The sequence below is a fragment of the Iningainema tapete BLCC-T55 genome (assembly GCF_014698965.1).
GTDB lineage: Bacteria > Cyanobacteriota > Cyanobacteriia > Cyanobacteriales > Nostocaceae > Iningainema > Iningainema tapete.
Genome location: NZ_JACXAE010000091.1, coordinates 25,055 through 42,183 on the forward strand (window position 1 = coordinate 25,055; position 17,129 = coordinate 42,183).

15 protein-coding genes are annotated in these 17,129 nt (G+C 40.9%); 6 read left to right on the forward strand and 9 right to left on the reverse strand.

Going from position 1 to position 17,129, the window contains the following annotated elements:
* Nucleotides 1-61 precede the first annotated feature (61 nt).
* Nucleotides 62-1,216: an anhydro-N-acetylmuramic acid kinase gene (locus ICL16_RS30345; RefSeq protein WP_190835319.1), complete on the forward strand. Its 1,155-nt coding sequence runs from the start codon at nucleotides 62-64 to the stop codon at nucleotides 1,214-1,216.
* Nucleotides 1,217-1,317: 101 nt separating this feature from the next.
* On the opposite strand, the gene ICL16_RS30350 is transcribed toward ICL16_RS30345, so the two are convergent.
* From ICL16_RS30350 to ICL16_RS30365, 4 genes are all read right to left on the reverse strand, one after another.
* The gene (locus ICL16_RS30350; protein ID WP_190835320.1) at nucleotides 1,318-2,922 is read right to left on the reverse strand and encodes a glycosyltransferase family 39 protein; all 1,605 of its coding nucleotides are present in this window, start codon (nucleotides 2,920-2,922) and stop codon (nucleotides 1,318-1,320) included.
* Nucleotides 2,923-2,938: 16 nt separating this feature from the next.
* Complete coding sequence (locus ICL16_RS30355; RefSeq protein ID WP_190835321.1) at nucleotides 2,939-4,180, reverse strand: glycosyltransferase; 1,242 nt, start codon at nucleotides 4,178-4,180, stop codon at nucleotides 2,939-2,941.
* Between the two features lie 432 nt (nucleotides 4,181-4,612).
* Nucleotides 4,613-4,843 (reverse strand): hypothetical protein, encoded by a 231-nt coding sequence (locus ICL16_RS30360; RefSeq protein WP_190835369.1) that lies wholly within the window; start codon nucleotides 4,841-4,843, stop codon nucleotides 4,613-4,615.
* Nucleotides 4,844-4,896: 53 nt separating this feature from the next.
* Nucleotides 4,897-5,172, reverse strand: coding sequence for a hypothetical protein (locus ICL16_RS30365; protein WP_337907155.1), 276 nt, complete (start codon nucleotides 5,170-5,172; stop codon nucleotides 4,897-4,899).
* A gap of 166 nt (nucleotides 5,173-5,338) precedes the next feature.
* Between ICL16_RS30365 and ICL16_RS30370 the strand changes: the two genes are divergently transcribed.
* A complete protein-coding gene (locus ICL16_RS30370; protein WP_190835323.1) occupies nucleotides 5,339-6,862 on the forward strand; it encodes an aminotransferase-like domain-containing protein in 1,524 nt (507 codons plus the stop codon).
* Nucleotides 6,863-6,970: 108 nt separating this feature from the next.
* Here the strand turns inward: ICL16_RS30370 and ICL16_RS30375 are convergent, their stop codons facing one another.
* On the reverse strand, nucleotides 6,971-7,627 hold the full coding sequence (locus tag ICL16_RS30375) for a DUF3386 domain-containing protein (protein WP_190835324.1): 657 nt from the start codon (nucleotides 7,625-7,627) through the stop codon (nucleotides 6,971-6,973).
* Between the two features lie 100 nt (nucleotides 7,628-7,727).
* Between ICL16_RS30375 and ICL16_RS30380 the strand changes: the two genes are divergently transcribed.
* Nucleotides 7,728-8,408, forward strand: a complete 681-nt coding sequence (locus ICL16_RS30380) for a LuxR C-terminal-related transcriptional regulator (RefSeq protein ID WP_190835325.1) — start codon at nucleotides 7,728-7,730, stop codon at nucleotides 8,406-8,408.
* Nucleotides 8,409-8,438: 30 nt separating this feature from the next.
* On the opposite strand, the gene ICL16_RS30385 is transcribed toward ICL16_RS30380, so the two are convergent.
* Complete coding sequence (locus tag ICL16_RS30385) at nucleotides 8,439-11,111, reverse strand: tyrosine-protein kinase family protein (RefSeq protein WP_190835326.1); 2,673 nt, start codon at nucleotides 11,109-11,111, stop codon at nucleotides 8,439-8,441.
* Complete coding sequence (locus tag ICL16_RS30390) at nucleotides 11,108-11,551, reverse strand: hypothetical protein (RefSeq protein ID WP_190835327.1); 444 nt, start codon at nucleotides 11,549-11,551, stop codon at nucleotides 11,108-11,110. The genes ICL16_RS30385 and ICL16_RS30390 overlap by 4 nt, the downstream gene beginning before the upstream one ends.
* A 51-nt stretch (nucleotides 11,552-11,602) precedes the next feature.
* Between ICL16_RS30390 and ICL16_RS30395 the strand changes: the two genes are divergently transcribed.
* On the forward strand, nucleotides 11,603-12,286 hold the full coding sequence (locus ICL16_RS30395) for a Uma2 family endonuclease (protein WP_190835328.1): 684 nt from the start codon (nucleotides 11,603-11,605) through the stop codon (nucleotides 12,284-12,286).
* A gap of 29 nt (nucleotides 12,287-12,315) precedes the next feature.
* Here ICL16_RS30395 and ICL16_RS30400 read toward each other — a convergent pair whose 3' ends face one another.
* On the reverse strand, nucleotides 12,316-13,560 hold the full coding sequence (locus ICL16_RS30400) for an ATP-binding cassette domain-containing protein (protein WP_190835329.1): 1,245 nt from the start codon (nucleotides 13,558-13,560) through the stop codon (nucleotides 12,316-12,318).
* A gap of 344 nt (nucleotides 13,561-13,904) precedes the next feature.
* Between ICL16_RS30400 and ICL16_RS30405 the strand changes: the two genes are divergently transcribed.
* Both ICL16_RS30405 and ICL16_RS30410 read left to right on the forward strand, forming a co-directional pair.
* Nucleotides 13,905-14,429 carry a single-stranded DNA-binding protein gene (locus tag ICL16_RS30405; protein WP_190835330.1) on the forward strand — a complete coding sequence of 175 codons (525 nt, stop codon included), beginning with the start codon at nucleotides 13,905-13,907 and terminating at the stop codon, nucleotides 14,427-14,429.
* A 210-nt stretch (nucleotides 14,430-14,639) separates the two neighbouring features.
* Nucleotides 14,640-16,517, forward strand: a complete 1,878-nt coding sequence (locus ICL16_RS30410; protein WP_190835331.1) for an ABC transporter ATP-binding protein — start codon at nucleotides 14,640-14,642, stop codon at nucleotides 16,515-16,517.
* Here the strand turns inward: ICL16_RS30410 and ICL16_RS30415 are convergent.
* Entirely contained in the window at nucleotides 16,499-17,083 is a 585-nt protein-coding gene (locus ICL16_RS30415) for a PadR family transcriptional regulator (protein WP_190835332.1), read from the reverse strand. The genes ICL16_RS30410 and ICL16_RS30415 overlap by 19 nt on opposite strands.
* Nucleotides 17,084-17,129: the final 46 nt, after the last annotated feature.

The window sequence follows — 17,129 nt, forward strand, 5'->3', positions numbered from 1 at the left end:
AGTTTGTAGTAAGCGCTTTAGCGCTAAAGTGCTTACTACAAAATCTCAAAACTAAAATCGAATGACTCTTGTAATTGGTTTAATCAGTGGTACATCTGTAGATGGTATAGATGCTGCCTTAGTAGATATTACTGGTACAGATTTAGACATCAAAATTGAACTAGTAGCAGGTGCAACGTATCCCTACTCAACCGAACTAAGAGAGCAAATTCTCGCAGTTTGTGGTGGCGCTGCCCTCAACATGGCTCAATTGGCTCAATTAGATGATGCGATCGCTTTTGCTTTTGCCCAAGCAGCTCAGAATATTCAAATCGGACAGCAAAAGGCTACTTTGATTGGTTCCCACGGTCAAACAGTTTACCATAGACCACCTCCGGGAGTGGGGGAAATTTCCCAACCCAAAATCGGTTATTCCCTTCAACTTGGTCGTGGTGCTATAATTGCTAATACTACGGGTATTACTACTGTCAGTAATTTTCGTGTAGCAGATGTTGCTATTGGTGGTCACGGTGCGCCTTTAGTACCTCGTATCGATGCAGCTTTGCTCAGTCATCCTGTAGAAGCTCGTTGTGTTCAAAATATAGGTGGTATTGGTAATGTTACTCATATACCATCAAGAGATGACAACTGGTTGACAAAAGTTCGTGCTTGGGATACAGGACCAGGAAATAGTCTTTTAGATTTGGCAGTGTACCATTTAACTAAGGGTACAAAAACTTACGATCAAGATGGCGCTTGGGCAGCGAGTGGTACTCCGTGTCATCCTTTGGTGGAACAATGGCTGAGCCAAGACTACTTTCATACACCACCACCCAAATCCACAGGAAGAGAGTTATTCGGTGACACATACTTACATCAATGTATACAAGATGCTGAACCCTACCAACTCAGTCCCGCCGACTTTTTGGCTACCTTGACAGAACTTACAGCCGCTTCCATTGTTCACAGTTACCGTACTTTTCTACCGCAAATGCCACAGCGAGTGCTACTGTGTGGCGGTGGTAGTCGCAATCTTTATCTCAAAAGTCGATTGCAGCAGTTGTTGACATCGATACCAGTTTCAACTACAGATGAAGTTGGTTTGAATGCTGATTTTAAAGAAGCGATCGCTTTTGCAGTTTTAGCTTACTGGCGACAGTTGGGTACTCCTGGCAACCTACCTACCGCCACTGGCGCACCTCAAGAAGTGCTTTTGGGCGAAATCTGGCAAGCATGAACCCCACCCTAGCCCTCCCCTTAATAAGGGGAGGGTTGGGAGGGGTATATATCTACCTTGTGAGTGAAAACATGATAAGGGGAGGGTTGGGGTAGGGTAATCTACTTTGTTAGTGAAAACACGTAAATAGATACGTTTTCTTCTCTACCAGGGTAGTCTTTTTTCTGCCGTAATGGGTAGAGTTGTTTTAATCTAGACAAGAATACATTAGCTCGACTGTATTTCATTTGTCCGACATCCGCTAAAACCAAATTCTCTTGAATTAGAGCTAACTCTCGATAGCCTTTGCGTGCCTCTTCTTGAATACGCTGTTCTATATCTGATATTAATGTTGGTTGCTCCCATATTTTGGCATAACCTTGAGGTCTAAATATTTCTGGATTTTGCCAACGCGCAAAGCCATGTAGTTTTACTTGGTGCTGTCTCATATAGTATCCAAAGGTAGGACCTAAATAGTCAGGATTGACAAGGTAAATAGTATTTCCATGAGACTTTTGCACTAAATCAGCAGCCAGTAACCTGATCCCTGATTTATTTTGATTTCCTAAAGATAAAGCACTTAGCGAATTAGGTAATACCAACCAACAGAGTAGCAACGCTACGGCAAAGTGTAGACTCAACTTTTTCCATCTGCTATTGCAGTAGCTGTAAATTAACTGTCCAAGAGCAACCAACCAACTGGCATAAAGTACCCAGGCAATGGGGGCAAAGGGAAAAATATATCGATCATACGATAAAGAAAGAGCTGCCTGTGCTGAGAAAAGTATGATGAAGCACGTACTAAGAATAATTGTCGATGGATTAAAAACTTGATTCCAACGGTAAGAAGACTGCTTAAATTGAGTGAATAACCGTTGCACTCCCAGAGCTAAGGTCAAAAAAATCAGTAGTCTGGCAGTCTTGTTACCTCTGCCTGTTGGGATGGTATAAGTTATATGTTCAAATAACAAATTTACTCTGCGCAACAAAGGTTCTTTCTCTATCCAAGGTGTGCCTATCTGGAAGTGATTTAAGAAAATTGGCAACCACGGCGCATATAGCAAAAAGATTACTCCGAAAGCAATAGCAAAAGGTTTCAACCTCACATTTGCGATCCGAAGTAATTTGAGGCAGATAGTAATGAAGATGAGACTAAAAACTACTAATAGACCTGTATACTGAACATACAACAGTATAGTTGTACAAATTACAAAGCCAATTAAATACCTTGTTTGGGATTTGCTTACTACCGCTTGACAGTACATTAGTAATGTCAAACAACATAGCAAAGCTGTTATGGTGTAAGGTCTAGCCTCTTGAGAATAATAAATAGCTGATGGGATTACAGTAGTGATTGTTGCTGCGATGATCCCCGCACTATTTGAACTAGCAACTCTACCTAAAGCATAGGTAGCAGGAATTATTAATATACCAAAAATCAACGCAGGTAGTTTAAATACTACTTCTTCTACCCCAAACCATTGCATCCATTGATGCATAATTAGGTAAAAGCCAGGAGGATTAAGTTCGCTGATGGTAACTGTCTTAATTAATTCAGCAAAATTGGTCGGCAGTGCATCAAAATAAGTAGATGCCTCATCACGGTATAAACCTTGTCCAAGACTAGGTAGACGTAACCACACACCTATTAATATTAGACCAATCAGCAAATAAATATCATTCACCTTTAGTAAAGGTTTAGATTGGGCAGGATGAGAAGTGAGCATATTTAATCTTTTACCTTTATTTCACTTGTGTTACCCGCCAACTGAGTTTTAGGTTAACCCAGAAATTCCAAATAGTAGTAGCGGCGATCGCAATCAGGTTGGCAATGTAAGCATTGCGAATTACGAAATTGAACACTAAATTCAAAACCAGTACATTCAATACCAATCCGGCAAGGCAAATAATATTGAATTTTAAAAATCGCTTGAGTCGCTGACGCCATTCTTGCTGCTGCATGGAAATATCAGCAAAAGTCCAGCTATCATTCCAAATGAAATTGTTAATAATTGCTATTTCACCGGAGATAATTTTACTCCGAGTCAAGGGCAAACCTAGTGCAGTTGGGCTATGGAGCAAGTACAGCACCACCATATCAACAAATACCCCCGTTAATCCCACCAAGCCAAAACGGAGGAAGCGACTTACTGGGAAACTTTGGCGTTGAGTGAATCGTCTTAGCCTACTGGTGGAGAGCCGTAACAAAACTAAGTGCTGTATGTACTCCACATACTGCTTCCACGTCACCTTACTTTCACCCTCTTTGCGTTCGCTAAACACGTAACCCACTTCGCCAATTTCACCCACTTCTCCTCGCCCAAGCACTTCAATCAGAATTTTGTATCCTACGGGATTAAGGGTTGCACCTGCGATCGCATTGCGGCGGATCATAAAATAACCACTCATTGGATCGGAAACTCTGCTTAGTACTCTTGGTAAGATAATTAATCCCAGCAATTGTGCGCCACGGGACAAAAAACGCCGGATGAAACTCCAGCTACTCACCCCACCACCTTCTTTGTGACGACTAGCAACTGCTACATCTGCTCCTTGTTGAATTACCTGTAACAGTTGTAATAGCACATGAGGTGGATGCTGTAAATCCGCATCAATCACTCCTAAAACTTGTCCTCTGGCTGCCTGCCATCCCCGAATCACCGCACTGGAAAGTCCCCGCTCATGCTGGCGGCGCATCACCTGCAACTGCGGGTATTCTTCTACCAAAGATTGTGCCACTTGCCAAGTACCATCCGGACTATTATCGTCTACTACAATCAGTTCATAATCTCCAGGGATCGATTCATCTAACAGTTCGCTCAATATCCTCACTATTTTTTTGACATTTGCCGCCTCTTTGTAAGTCGGAATCACTAACGAAAAGAAGATGGTTTCACTTTCTGTACCAACACTCGGTGGCAATGGAGAAATCCGCAATGGACCGGTGGGTACTGACAAAAGTGAGTTAGGTTCAAGGATACTCATAGAATAATGACCGTTTAGGGTAATTTAACGCACGTTGCTTTCGAGCTAATGTGATAGCACCTACCTAAAATCAATGTTAGTTAATAGAACTAAAAAATTGCTTAAGTCTGATGTACGTAAATCTTGGGAGTAGCTAAGTAACTTTTGTGGTTGCAATTTAAATGTAAGCAGTTCAGTTAACTATATGAGATAGAGTTAATACTTAATGACATAATAATTACACCGTAAATTTACTGTTATTAATTTATTGCGTCTTCATGCAATTTTAAACATTTTTTGCTCAACTTCATAATTAATTTATATTTTTCTGGCATTATCTTCATACAACCATGATAATCTCCGTAATTACTCGCCAAAAAATAGTAGTATTTTTATATAACTATCTAGTAAAATAAAGTTACAAAAATAAACGTCTTTATTGATACCGTAAACCTACTTTCTTTGAGTACAACGCCAAGTTATGATGCTAAAAAATAAGGTAGCCAAAATACTCAATAATAATGAAGCGTAAAAGGGATGGGGTGGGTTGTGAGGAGCTAAACCTACACCTACTACTTGGATTGTCTTTTCTAAAGAGCGATCTATTTCAGTTTGTTTTATTTCAACTATACCGCGAATTGAGGCGATCGTGGCATCGGCATAATTACTATTGTCTATTGCCATATCAACTTCGCGGTACAATTCCTCAACTATTCGTTGTGATGAAATGTAGGCGCTTATAGCTTACGGGAAGTATTGCAATAGTAAGACTGTTCAATCCAGATACGTATTTCTTCCTCAGAACCAAAACAAGCAGAACGTCCTGTCATTGGATCGTAGGCGTGCCAACAATAAGTACAACCGTAACAGTCTGATTCTTGCCAAACTTGTAGTTCAGAACTGCTATACATCCATGTGAGGACATGTTGCCAAACGTTCTTCAGGGTTGGTAATAAAGTGTTAAGGATTTTCACGGTAAAATTACCCAAGTAAAAGTGAACTATTAATTTCACTTTCACTCAGGAATTTCAAAGTGAGAAGGTACAGTTTTGGCAGATTTGTCCTAGTACAGTGATGAGCAATTGCAACTGTTCTAGTCAAAATTCGCCCAAGTGTACCATGTTCTACTGCGAAAAATCGTTTATATTGCAAGTAGTTACAGTGCTGGAGTGCGCCAAGATGAAGATTTTTTTAGATCGGCAGTCACCTAAACCTATATACATGCAGATTCACGATCGCCTCAGCAATCTGATTCAATCTGGCGCACTACAACCAGGCGATCGCTTACCCTCCATCCGTTCTCTAGCCGAAAGCGTACAAGTAAATAAACTCACCATCATTGAAGCGTATAACGTTTTAGAAGCAGAAGGAGTAATTTGCGCCCGTCAAGGTTCCGGCTACTTCGTGGAAACTCAAAGAGTTGCTGCCACTAACCTCAAACCAACATTTGCCCCTGCTCAAGACGTGATAATTAAAGAGCCAGGAGGCAATTCCTTCTTCGATCTGCACATGGCTGCAGTACAAGCACAAACGCAGCCAGGAATGATTAATTTAAGTTTTGGTTTCCCGCGCCCGCCAAAAGATATCACGCAAATTGCCAAACGAGCGCTCAATCAGACAGACGCATTGCATAAATATGACTTGCCTCAAGGACAGACAACGTTACGTAGACAAATTACGCAAATGTTGATACATCAAGGACTAAACGTATCTACAGATGATTTAATAGTTACTAACGGCTCCGAGCAAGCATTGTCATTAGCAATGCATTATTTTGTCCAACCAGGAGATTGGGTAATTGTCGAAGCTCCCACATATTTTGGCGCTATTGCCATTTTAGAAAATTTAGGAGCCAAAATCATCGGCATTCCCATGACTGCGGAAGGGATAAATTTAGAGTTATTAGAGCAATATCTCAAAAGTCATTGCCCAAAACTGATTTACACGATTAGTACCCTACATAATCCCACCGGATTAACTACCTCACCAGAACATCGTCAGCAACTACTGGCATTAGCTCAACAATACGAATGTCCAATTTTAGAAGACAACGCCTATGAAGGATTGAATTTTGAACCTGTACCAGCACCAATCAAAGCTTTAGATCAAAATGATTTAGTAACTTATGTAGGTACATTTTCTAAAACTTTAATGCCTGGGATTAGAGTCGGCTACATGGTGGTTACAGGCAAACATTATCAAGCGATTCTCGAACGGAAGTTATTTCATGATGTGCATGTATCCACAGTTTCCCAAGCAATAGTTAGTGAATACTTGGCATCAGGACATTACCGCCGTCATCTCAACCAACTGCGCACAGAAAACCTGCAAAGCCGCAACTTTATGGTACAGGCGATGGAGCGTTATTTTCCTGAAGAGGCAAAGTGGACAGTTCCTAAAGGCGGTTTATTTCTTTGGGTGCAATTACCAGCCGATATTCCCATACAAACAATTAGCAAAGAAGCCTTAGCACAAAACGTCCTAATTTTTAGTGGTTCGGCATTTTTCCCTGATAAGCAGGGTTATTCAGCAATGCGATTGACGTTTGCTAACTCCCTAGAGGAAATAGAGCAAGGTATTTCTATTTTGGGTAAATTATTGAAAAAGCATCTTTATCGAGGGCAAGAAAAGTTATTTACCCACCAATACCCACAGCTTTTTGTGACAACTTCTGAGAATGACAGATACAGCAAAGCTTGCTGACTTAACCCTAGCATCAATTTCTTTCTTCGTGTCCTTTGCGTCTTCGCGGTTTGTAAAAAAATTACTCAACCACAAAGACGCAATATTTCTTAGTAGCTTACTACAAAATTAAGCAGCAACAGGTTCCAACAATTTAATGTTCGAGAAGATAATTTCTTGAACAGAAATTTGTCCTTCTGTCTCAGTACGAATTTCGCGGCGATTTAAGATAAAATAGTTACCGACTTTTTCGTACTCATCTGTAAATTCGCTTCTTCCACCCTTTTGTTCGCCAGTTTTTGGATCGTGGTATACAGAGTCATATGTGTGGGAGAGGTAGCCTTCTCCTGTGTTATGACTGCTGAAGGTGTTAATTGTGACAACAACATTGTGAATGTGACGGTGGACTAGGCACACCTCATTGTTGCGGACTTTATAGCCATCGCCTTCTGACTTACCACCGACAAAAATTTCCACTGCACCAGTTTCGTCAGTAGCACCATAGCTAAAGGTATTCGCACCATGAGTTTCTTCAAAGCTGCGACGGACACGGTGAATAGCGATTTCCCACAACTGATTGTTAATCGCCTGCAGTGCTTGTTCGTCATCTACGTCAAATACTTCTGCTTTGATATTCGAGTTAACGCTAACTTTGCCTGTAAACACTTGGTCATCGTGTTTAAAGGTTACATCTGCTGTGTAACCAGGGAAGTTTTTGTCCCAAGTATAGCGGTTTTCATAAGCAGCCCGGAATAGTTCTTGGGCAGAAACTTGTGTAACTGTCATGCGATCGCTCCTAATATTATTCAGTCATTTTAACTTTTGCATTTACTAGTTAGCATAAGAGTAATTATGAAGCTCGCATAGTCCCCAAATGGGTACACATATGGCTGATTCTCTTCGGACAATATTTAATGAAATAGCAAGAGCCAACAGTGAACAAGAACTACAACTAGCTGTGCTGAATACAGTTGGCAAGCATTTTGGTGTACAACATTGGGGCATGTATCTGCTGGATGAGCAATCAAAAGCAGAATTTGACTGGGGAGTTCCGAGTGTGTGTATGCAGAGCAATCCAGTTGAGCGCTATGTAGCAGAGCGTCATGCTCCCGCTCATGAACAATTAGTATTACCAACTGGAGACTGGAAGCATTTTTGCTTGCGTAACGACCACGAACATGTTATGAGTGGACCAATTATTTACGATGCTCGTCTTGTCGGAACACTTAACTTTACCCGTGTTATTGGTACTCCTGCTTTTAATGGTAGCGATTTAGCTGACTTAAGCGCTCTATGCCTTCATTTGTCAGCAAAACTGGCAAGCCTACGAACAAAACCAAAAATATTCCACTCCCCGTTAACATGTGTGTTAACACCTCGCGAATTAGAAATTGCTGAGTTAGTGGCTGCCGGGTTAACCAATATTGAAATTGGCGCAAAACTTTGGATTGCGCCCAATTCAGTCAAGCAAGCTTTGAAAAGAATGTTTCGCAAGCTTAATGTGTCAGCCCGTGCCGAGATGGTAGCGAAACTGCAGATTGAATCAATTGTTCACCAAACTTTTTAACTTGCTCAACTAAAACCTTAGACAAAATTCCTATCGTTGTCCCTTGCGAACCATACCTAATCCATACAAGTACAACTCAGCAACACCGTAGACACGAGGGGGAGGATCTTTAGGACGAGAGCGCTCTGTGAAAATACCCGCTTCGACCATATCCTTAATGCGAAGGGCTAATTCGCCATCCTCCACCTGCCTAATTTCAGCTAGGCGATTTTCATCAATAGGAGAGCGTTCACCCTGAAGTCTATTCAGAAAATTTTCGAGTTCAGGATATTCGTTACGCACCTCAGCAACACGTTGCTGGGAAACATAGGGAAAAGCATCAATCAATGCTTTTGGTCGTAAAGTAATCTCAGCGCTGTATTCGGTAGAAAAATCTTTTTCAAGTTTGACTGCCTCTTCTAAAAGCAATATCAAACTGCGCGGAAAACAGTTATTTTGACCGTCAGCAATACGGTTGCGAACCCAGTTATATGTGTAGGCTTTCTTTGTACGCCCCATCCGCTCACCCCATAAGGGATATAAGCTTTGACGTAATTGCTCCAGCCCAATTATATTAAGTCGTTCGACTGTTACCCCCAACTTTTGCTCTAAAGATTTTCTTAATAATTCAGAACTTTTCAGCGCTTGGCGAAGCACCAGTCGCCAGAGATCCGCCTCTTCCCAACGTAGTTGAAGCGATCGCCCACTATAATGTCCTGTATTAGTAAAGTTGAGTTGGTTCCAAATATCTTCACGTAAAAATATCTTGGGGACAATCTGTTTTAGACTTGTCCCGCTTTCCAACCACCAAGCAAGCAATGCTTCCAATGCGCGTCTGCGTCGCTCGTAATCTCTTTGACTAGAACCAAAACCAGCATCTAGTTCATCATAAAACAACCATACAACCTGATTATTTTGTTGTAACCATAAATTAATTGCTCGCAACTCGTCAACTGCTTGCGGTCGCTTAATTGGAGATTGGGAACGCTCTACCAACCATGAAACAATCTCCCCATGAGAAGGATTTTCTTGAGAACTCAATGCGATTAACTTTTCATCTAAACCAGAGAGCAAACTTAATTCCGATTTAGCTTTGCACAGTTGTAAAAGACTATAATTAAGCCAAAAAAAGTGCCAATCATCCTCACCAACTTGCTGTTCATAACTAGCAATATCGCCACTTTCCAGAATTGTTACAGATACTCTAGGTTGACCATGACCTGCAATAAAATTAACATTATTTAAGTTGACATCAGTTTGAGCTAATTCCTTAGCAGCATCTGGCTGTTCTACAAATAGTCGAAACAACAGACTTTTTCCTGTTCCCTTAGCACCACGGATTAGCCAAGTCCTATTACTTAAAAATTTAGGAAAATCCTCGGTGCGTTGAAAGATATTCGGAATATTAACTGGTTCTAACTCCTGTGCAGTTGCTGCCTCAAACCGTAACTCATTGAGAATAGTTTTACGATTAGCTATAATTTTAGTAGTTACACTAGGTTTAATATCTGGTAAACTGGCATCAATAGTATCAGCTAGAGGCAGATAAGCATCCAGCAAACTCTTTGGTACATCGTTGGTTAGGCTAGACAAAGTTGTGATATTTGGATTGTATAAGATTTCGTAGTAAAGTTCTCCGACAGTTGTTCCATTCGGTAAACCCCAGTTGTTTTCAATCCAGTTCTCAACTTTATCTATCCAAATTTTATGCTGTTCGGCTGCAACAGGTGGCACAGGTGTTAAGAGAAATCGAATATCGGGCTTACCTTGATATTCTTTTTGCTTACGAACCGTTTGCACAACCCAACGCAGTCCCTCAAAGCTCTGCTCAGTAGGTGAAAAACAAATGATGGCAGTATCAGCTAGATCAAAAAGTGCGATCGCTGCTACGTCATTAAATCCAGGACGAGCATCAATCAAAATTACATCTGGATCTAGTTGTGCTTTAATATCTTCCATCAATTGCTCAACTGCATTATGTCCAGATTTGTAGAAAGACCGCATATCTAAATCAGCTAACCTATGAATATAATTCTCGTCATACTCTCCTACCGGAACTAAAAAAAGTTCACCCCTCGTTTGTAAGTTAATTTGGTAGATACAATCAGCAATATTTGGAATGTCTTGTTCGGGAGTCAAATTGCGTTGATGTAGGTAATCCACTACCCCGTACCTTTGTTCACTGCTATTTTCCATATCTGGTTGAAACAGAATGGAAATTCCAGGAGCTTCCAAGTCAAAATCTACCATTACCACCCGACGATTGCGAGTTGCTAGTATACCTGCTACTAATCCTAAAGCTGTAGAGCGACCTACACCACCTTTGAAAGAGTAAAACGTAACTACCAAAGGTTTTTTAGGACTATCTTCATCTAAATTTAACGGCTCGTCTGGTTCCGGAGCCATTAAAATATCTGACCATAAAGGTAGCTGAATATATTGAGGAGGTATATCAAGAGCTTCATTGGGAGTCAACAAATCATAGCCTGCAATTGGATATTGACCAAGATTAAGTTCAGAATTGAGACTCTTTAATAAATTGTCTATTTTTTCTTCTCGTTCAATTAATTGTTTATCTTCAAAGCAGCTTGTAATAATCCGAATTTTTAGCCAACCAAGTGAAGTGCGCTTGACACTCACTTGTACTTGTTTATCTTCAAAGCTTAAATTTTCATTTAAATACTTCTGAATATCTTGAGTTGTAATGGTACTAGAATAGGTCATGATGTTTCGCCTTGTTTGTCTAACAAAAATCTATGTAAAGTTTGTACTGCTTCAATGAATTTCTTGCTACTTTCTTCATCACCCACTTTGTCAGAATATCGTAATGCATCATTTTGCCAGACGGATGAAACTAAATTCCATGCATCTTTATATTTACCAGTACGGTCTAGTGTTATAGCACGTTGTAATACAGTTAAACTGCTCAGTAAGGTTGTTAAATTGTGTAAGCTAGCTCCTTGCAGTCCCTGCTGAAAAATTTTTGTATCTTTAAAGTTATTTTTCTCCTCTTCATGGCAAATGAGAGACTTTAAAGAACATTCAATCGCATAACCACCAAGATAAATAGCACCAGTCCAACGCTTTTGACTATGTAAGACTTGAGCATCTTCAAGGCGACGACGAGAAGCGCCTAACTGACAACGTTTATCATAAGTACTCATCAAGTTTGATCTAAGCGTAATACAATTAAAATATAAAAGTTATTGGTCGCTATGTCAGCTACACCTACTATCAAGCTTCCCCCTTTAGAAAGTGGCGATCGCCTGACTCTCCCAGAATTTGAGCGCCGTTACAACCAAATGCCCAACAATACAAAAGCAGAATTAATCGAAGGAGTAGTGTACTTGGCGGCAGCAGTGCGAATAAAAAATCATGGTAGACCTCATGCTCAAATTATAGGATGGCTATCCGCCTACTGGTTTAATACACCAGGAGTAGACATGGGCGATAACACCACTGTACGTCTAGATGCTGACAACGAACCTCAACCTGACGCCTTGTTACGGATTGAGCCTGAAGTAGGTGGTAACTCTCGTATCAGTGATGATGATTATATTGAAGGAGCGCCAGAACTAATTGTTGAAGTTGCGGCTAGCAGTGCTTCTTATGATTTAAATGATAAGCTCAATGCCTATCGCCGTAATGGAGTACAGGAGTATATTGTCTGGCAAATTTATGAAAATCGCTTAGATTGGTTCATACTTCATGAAGGAAGATATATTTCTTTAGAACCGGATGCAGACGGAATAATTCGCTCTCAAGTTTTTCCTGGATTATGGTTAGCAGTCTCTGCTTTGCAACAGAGAAATATGGCTGTTGTTTTAGCAGTTCTTCAAGAGGGACTAAAAACAGCAGAGCATCAAGCATTTATAGAAAGATTGAGTCAAACTGCCTAGATCCCCGACTTCTTAAAGAAGTCGGGGATCTAAAGATCTAAAGCTAGCTCAGTTTCTGGATCGAAAAAGTGTAATTTCTCTAAATTTATAGATAACCACAGTTGTTCGCCAACACTGACAAACCGTTCCGGTGGAACTCTCACTTGCACTTCATTAGTAGTAGCAGTGTGAAAACCAGGATCGAGAAGTTTGGTAGAAAGATAGATATCATTGCCAAGATTCTCTACCAATTCTACTTTTACTGGCAAATTTTTATTAGCAGGCACACTCACGCTTAAATGTTCTGGACGAATACCTAAAATCACAGTTCGCCCATCGTATTTTTGTAGAGCCTTTCCCCAAACTTCTGGTAGAGTAAGACGAAAATCACCATTGGTAATTAACTGGGGGGCATGAAACTCTACAGAAATAAAATTCATAGGCGGTGAACCAATGAATTGCGCCACAAAGAGGTTCGCCGGATTATTGTACAATTCCAGAGGAGAAGCAACTTGCTGAAGCCTACCTTCTGACAAGATAGCAATCCGATCGCCCATCGTCATGGCTTCAGTTTGATCGTGAGTAACGTAAATTGTTGTTGCACCTAGTTGGCGTTGCAATTTAACAATTTGGGCGCGAGTTTCGGCACGAAGTTTGGCATCTAAATTAGACAGGGGTTCATCCATTAAAAACACTTGAGGATTACGTGCGATCGCTCTGCCTAGTGCGACTCTTTGCCTTTGTCCCCCAGATAACTGTGCCGGATAGCGATTTAACAAAGCTTCTATTTGCAATAATTGTGCCACATAACGCACTCGCTCATCCACAGCCCTTTCTTGCTCAGAAATATAACGTAATCCCTTGGGCAAATTCCTCGTCATTCCCACCAATAAAGACGCAGTGAAATCTCCCTTTCTCCCTGTTTCCCCCTCTCCCTCTCTCTTCCTACGCCGTCTCAATCCAAAAGCCACATTATTATACACCGTCATATGAGGATAGAGGGCGTAATTTTGAAACACCATTGCAATGTCTCGTTCTTTGGGGGGTAAGTCATTTACCAAGCGATCGCCCACCCAGATATTACCGCCAGTCATTACCTCCAACCCAGCAATTAACCGCAGGAGGGTGCTTTTCCCACAACCCGAAGGTCCCACCAGCACCATAAACTCACCATCAGCCACTGTCAGGTTAATTCGTCGCAAGACATTCATGCTTTCTGCATTTTGGACAGAGGCTGTATCCCCTTTGCGTGGGGGAAAACTTTTGTAAACGTTTTCTAAAATAACTTGCGCCACGAGCTTCTCAGATAACTCCTATAGTTAGTAGTTAAGATCAGACTATCTAGATTTTGCTTAATTTCATACCAAAGGTGGACGTATTAAATACAATTTTAAATTACTCAGTTATATGGTACAATTATACTAGTTAGGAATTGACATCCATTGCGATGAAGTCGTAGGTAACACAGAACGCGCCATAATAGCTTAACGCTTATGCTACAAATAACTCATTAGCTCAAATAATCATATGCAATTTTTCTGTGAACTAATTAAAATTTACAAAAACTACCTCAATTAAGCACGAACACAGACCAACCTCACCCCACCAATATCGCACTTTTTGTAGTTAAGGAGGATTCATGAACAGTTGCATTTTGATGGCGGAAATTATTCAAGACCCACAATTACGTTATACAGCCGATAATTTAGAAGTAGCTGAAATGCTAGTGCAGTTTTCCGCGCTGCGCGAAAATGAACCGCCAGCAACTTTAAAAGTGGTAGGGTGGGGCAATATGGCAAAAGAAATTCAGCAAAACTACCACCAAGGCGATCGCGTATTACTCGAAGGGCGCTTGGGCATGAATACAATTGATCGTCCTGAAGGATTCAAAGAAAAACGTGCCGAATTGACAGTGCAAAGGATACACTCTTTAGGAACTGATGTCAACATCAATTCGTCATCAATGACAACAACGCCATCAGTTACTGCAGCGCGTGGGCAAAAAGCTAATTCTACCTACGAATCACCCCAGCCAATACCTACCCCAGCACCAAGTAGCGTTGCAACCCAAGACGATCAAGAAGAACCCATACCTCAAAAAAACTACAAACCTTCTTACCCAGCCCCAACCCCAGAACCAGATGTAGACGACATCCCCTTTTAATTCAAAGAATAAAACCTGCAGCCGGGTGCGTTAGGCGCATGTAAATATTGATTCAAAAACTCCAATCGCGCCAAACGCACCAAACATAGTGAAAAACTTTTTCTTGCCCTCTGCCTTCCTCAAAGGGCTGTTAAAAAATTTCAACTTTTAAACAGAATATCAAATTAACTGTTAAAATCCACTTTATTTAAAAATAAACACCCGACTCCTATGAGAGAAATAGTCCTAGATGTTCGCAATCTGCAAGTTGAATTTTCCGGTGATGGTAATAACAACAAAGCTGTAGATAATATCTCCTTTCAACTACACAAAGGAGAGACACTGGGAATAGTAGGGGAGTCGGGATCGGGAAAATCAGTCACATCCTTAGCGGTGATGGGTTTGGTGCAGAAACCAGGAAAGATCAGTGGAGGCGAAATTTGGTTTCACCCACAACAAGGAGGCGAACCAATTAACTTGCTTTCTCTGCCACCAGAGCATATGCAGCTCTACAGGGGCGGTGACATCGCGATGATTTTTCAAGAACCAATGAGTTCGCTCAATCCAGTATACACCATAGGGTTTCAGTTAACTGAAGCGATTATGCGCCATCAAAAGGTTTCCACAACTGAAGCCAGAAGACAAGCGATCGCCGGTTTACAAGAAGTAAAACTTCTTCCCAGTGACGAAACCCTTCAGCAGCAGTATATTGAAACTGCAAAAATTGCTGGTTCATCAAATTTAGACGAACGGAAGCTAGCACAGTTGGTTAACCAACACAAAGAAGCAATGCTAGAGCGTTACCCGCATCAACTTTCCGGAGGGCAACTACAGCGGGTAATGATTGCAATGGCAATTTCTTGTAACCCCTTACTATTAATAGCTGACGAACCAACTACAGCATTAGATGTGACAGTGCAAGCAACAATTATTGAGTTGCTGCGAGAGTTACAACTGCGTCGGGAAATGGCATTGATTTTTATTACCCACGACTTGGGACTAATTGCAGAAATTGCCGATTCTGTAGCAGTCATGTACAAAGGCAAAATTGTTGAACAAGGCTTATCTGAGCAAATTTTCTCTGCCCCCCAACATCCATATACTAAAGGGTTAGTTGCTTGTCGCCCTTCCCTCAATCGTCGTCCCCAAAAATTACTAACGGTTGCTGATTACATGAGTGTGGAGGAAAAACCAACAGGATTGGTGATTCAACCCAAACAACCAGCACAACCACCGGAAATAACAACAGAAGAAATCCTGCGCCGATTGACAAGCTTAGAACAACAGCAGCCCTTATTGCAAGTCCAGGATCTTAAGGTAGGGTTCCCTATACGCGGGGTATTTGGTGGGACAAAACGCTACACTATGGCAGTTAATGGTGTTTCCTTTGATGTGAAAAAAGGGGAAACTCTGGGATTAGTAGGAGAATCTGGTTGTGGTAAAACTACTCTCGGCAGAACTTTGCTACGACTAATTGAGCCAATGAGTGGTCAAATTAAGTTTGAGGGAAAAGATATTACTACAATTAAAGGCGAAGCGTTGCAAAAGTTACGCCGAGAAATGCAAATTGTCTTCCAAAACCCTTTTAGCGCTCTCGATCCACGCATGAAGGTTGGGGAAGCAATTATGGAGCCTTTGGTAATTCACTCTATCAATAATAGTAAGCAACAACGACGAGAACGTGTAGCTTATCTTTTAGAAAGAGTGGGGTTGAGTGCAGATGCAATACAACGTTATCCGCATCAGTTTTCTGGTGGGCAACGTCAACGGATTTGTATTGCCCGTTCTTTGGCATTAAATCCCAAGTTTATCATTTGTGATGAATCGGTTTCGGCTCTAGATGTGTCAGTGCAGGCGCAAGTACTAAATCTGTTGAAAGAATTACAAGATGAGTTTGGCTTGACTTACATTTTTATTTCTCACGATTTAAGTGTAGTGAAATTTATGAGCGATCGCATTCTTGTGATGAATAAGGGGCAAATTGTTGAACAAGGTACAGCCGAAGAAATTTACCGCGCACCTAAAGAAGAATATACGCAAAAGTTAATTGCTTCTATTCCCACTGGTAGTTCTGAAAGAATACAAAAGCGTCATGTCCGAACATCTTGAGCATCTTGCTTTGCTTCTGCCAATTGATTCAGATTTACTAAGGTTTGTTCGCACCAATTAATTAAAGACGAGGTAACGTGTAGTTTATAACTAATAATTATTGACCAGTAGGGAATATTTGGGTTATCTGCTTTATGGTGTTGCTTCAATTGTACTTCCATCGCTTGATACTTTTGCAGTAGTTCCTGTTGTAGATCCCTAAATTTTTGTACGTGGCGAATGTTGTCAGCGACAGAAACTTGTTGTCCAAAAAAAAGCTTGAGCAAAATTTCAATTCTTTCTACTTGCGGTTCAACAGGTTCAGTTAACCACTGTTGCAACTCTTGTTGTCCTTTTTCTGTAAGTTGATAAACGTGGCGATTTGGTTTGCCTACTTGCTCCTCAACTGCTTGAGTTGCTAACCCTTCTTCTACCAATTTTTTCAGAATTGGATAAATTTGCCCATAACTTTCACTCCAAAAGTTGCTAGTACTGGTTTCGATCTTCTTTTTAATGTCGTAACCTGACTTGGGACCAAAACTTAATATTCCCAATATAGCGTATTTACTTTTATTTTCTCTTGACATTATGCCATCTATATGTATGTTACTGAGAGATAAGAGTAGATACACC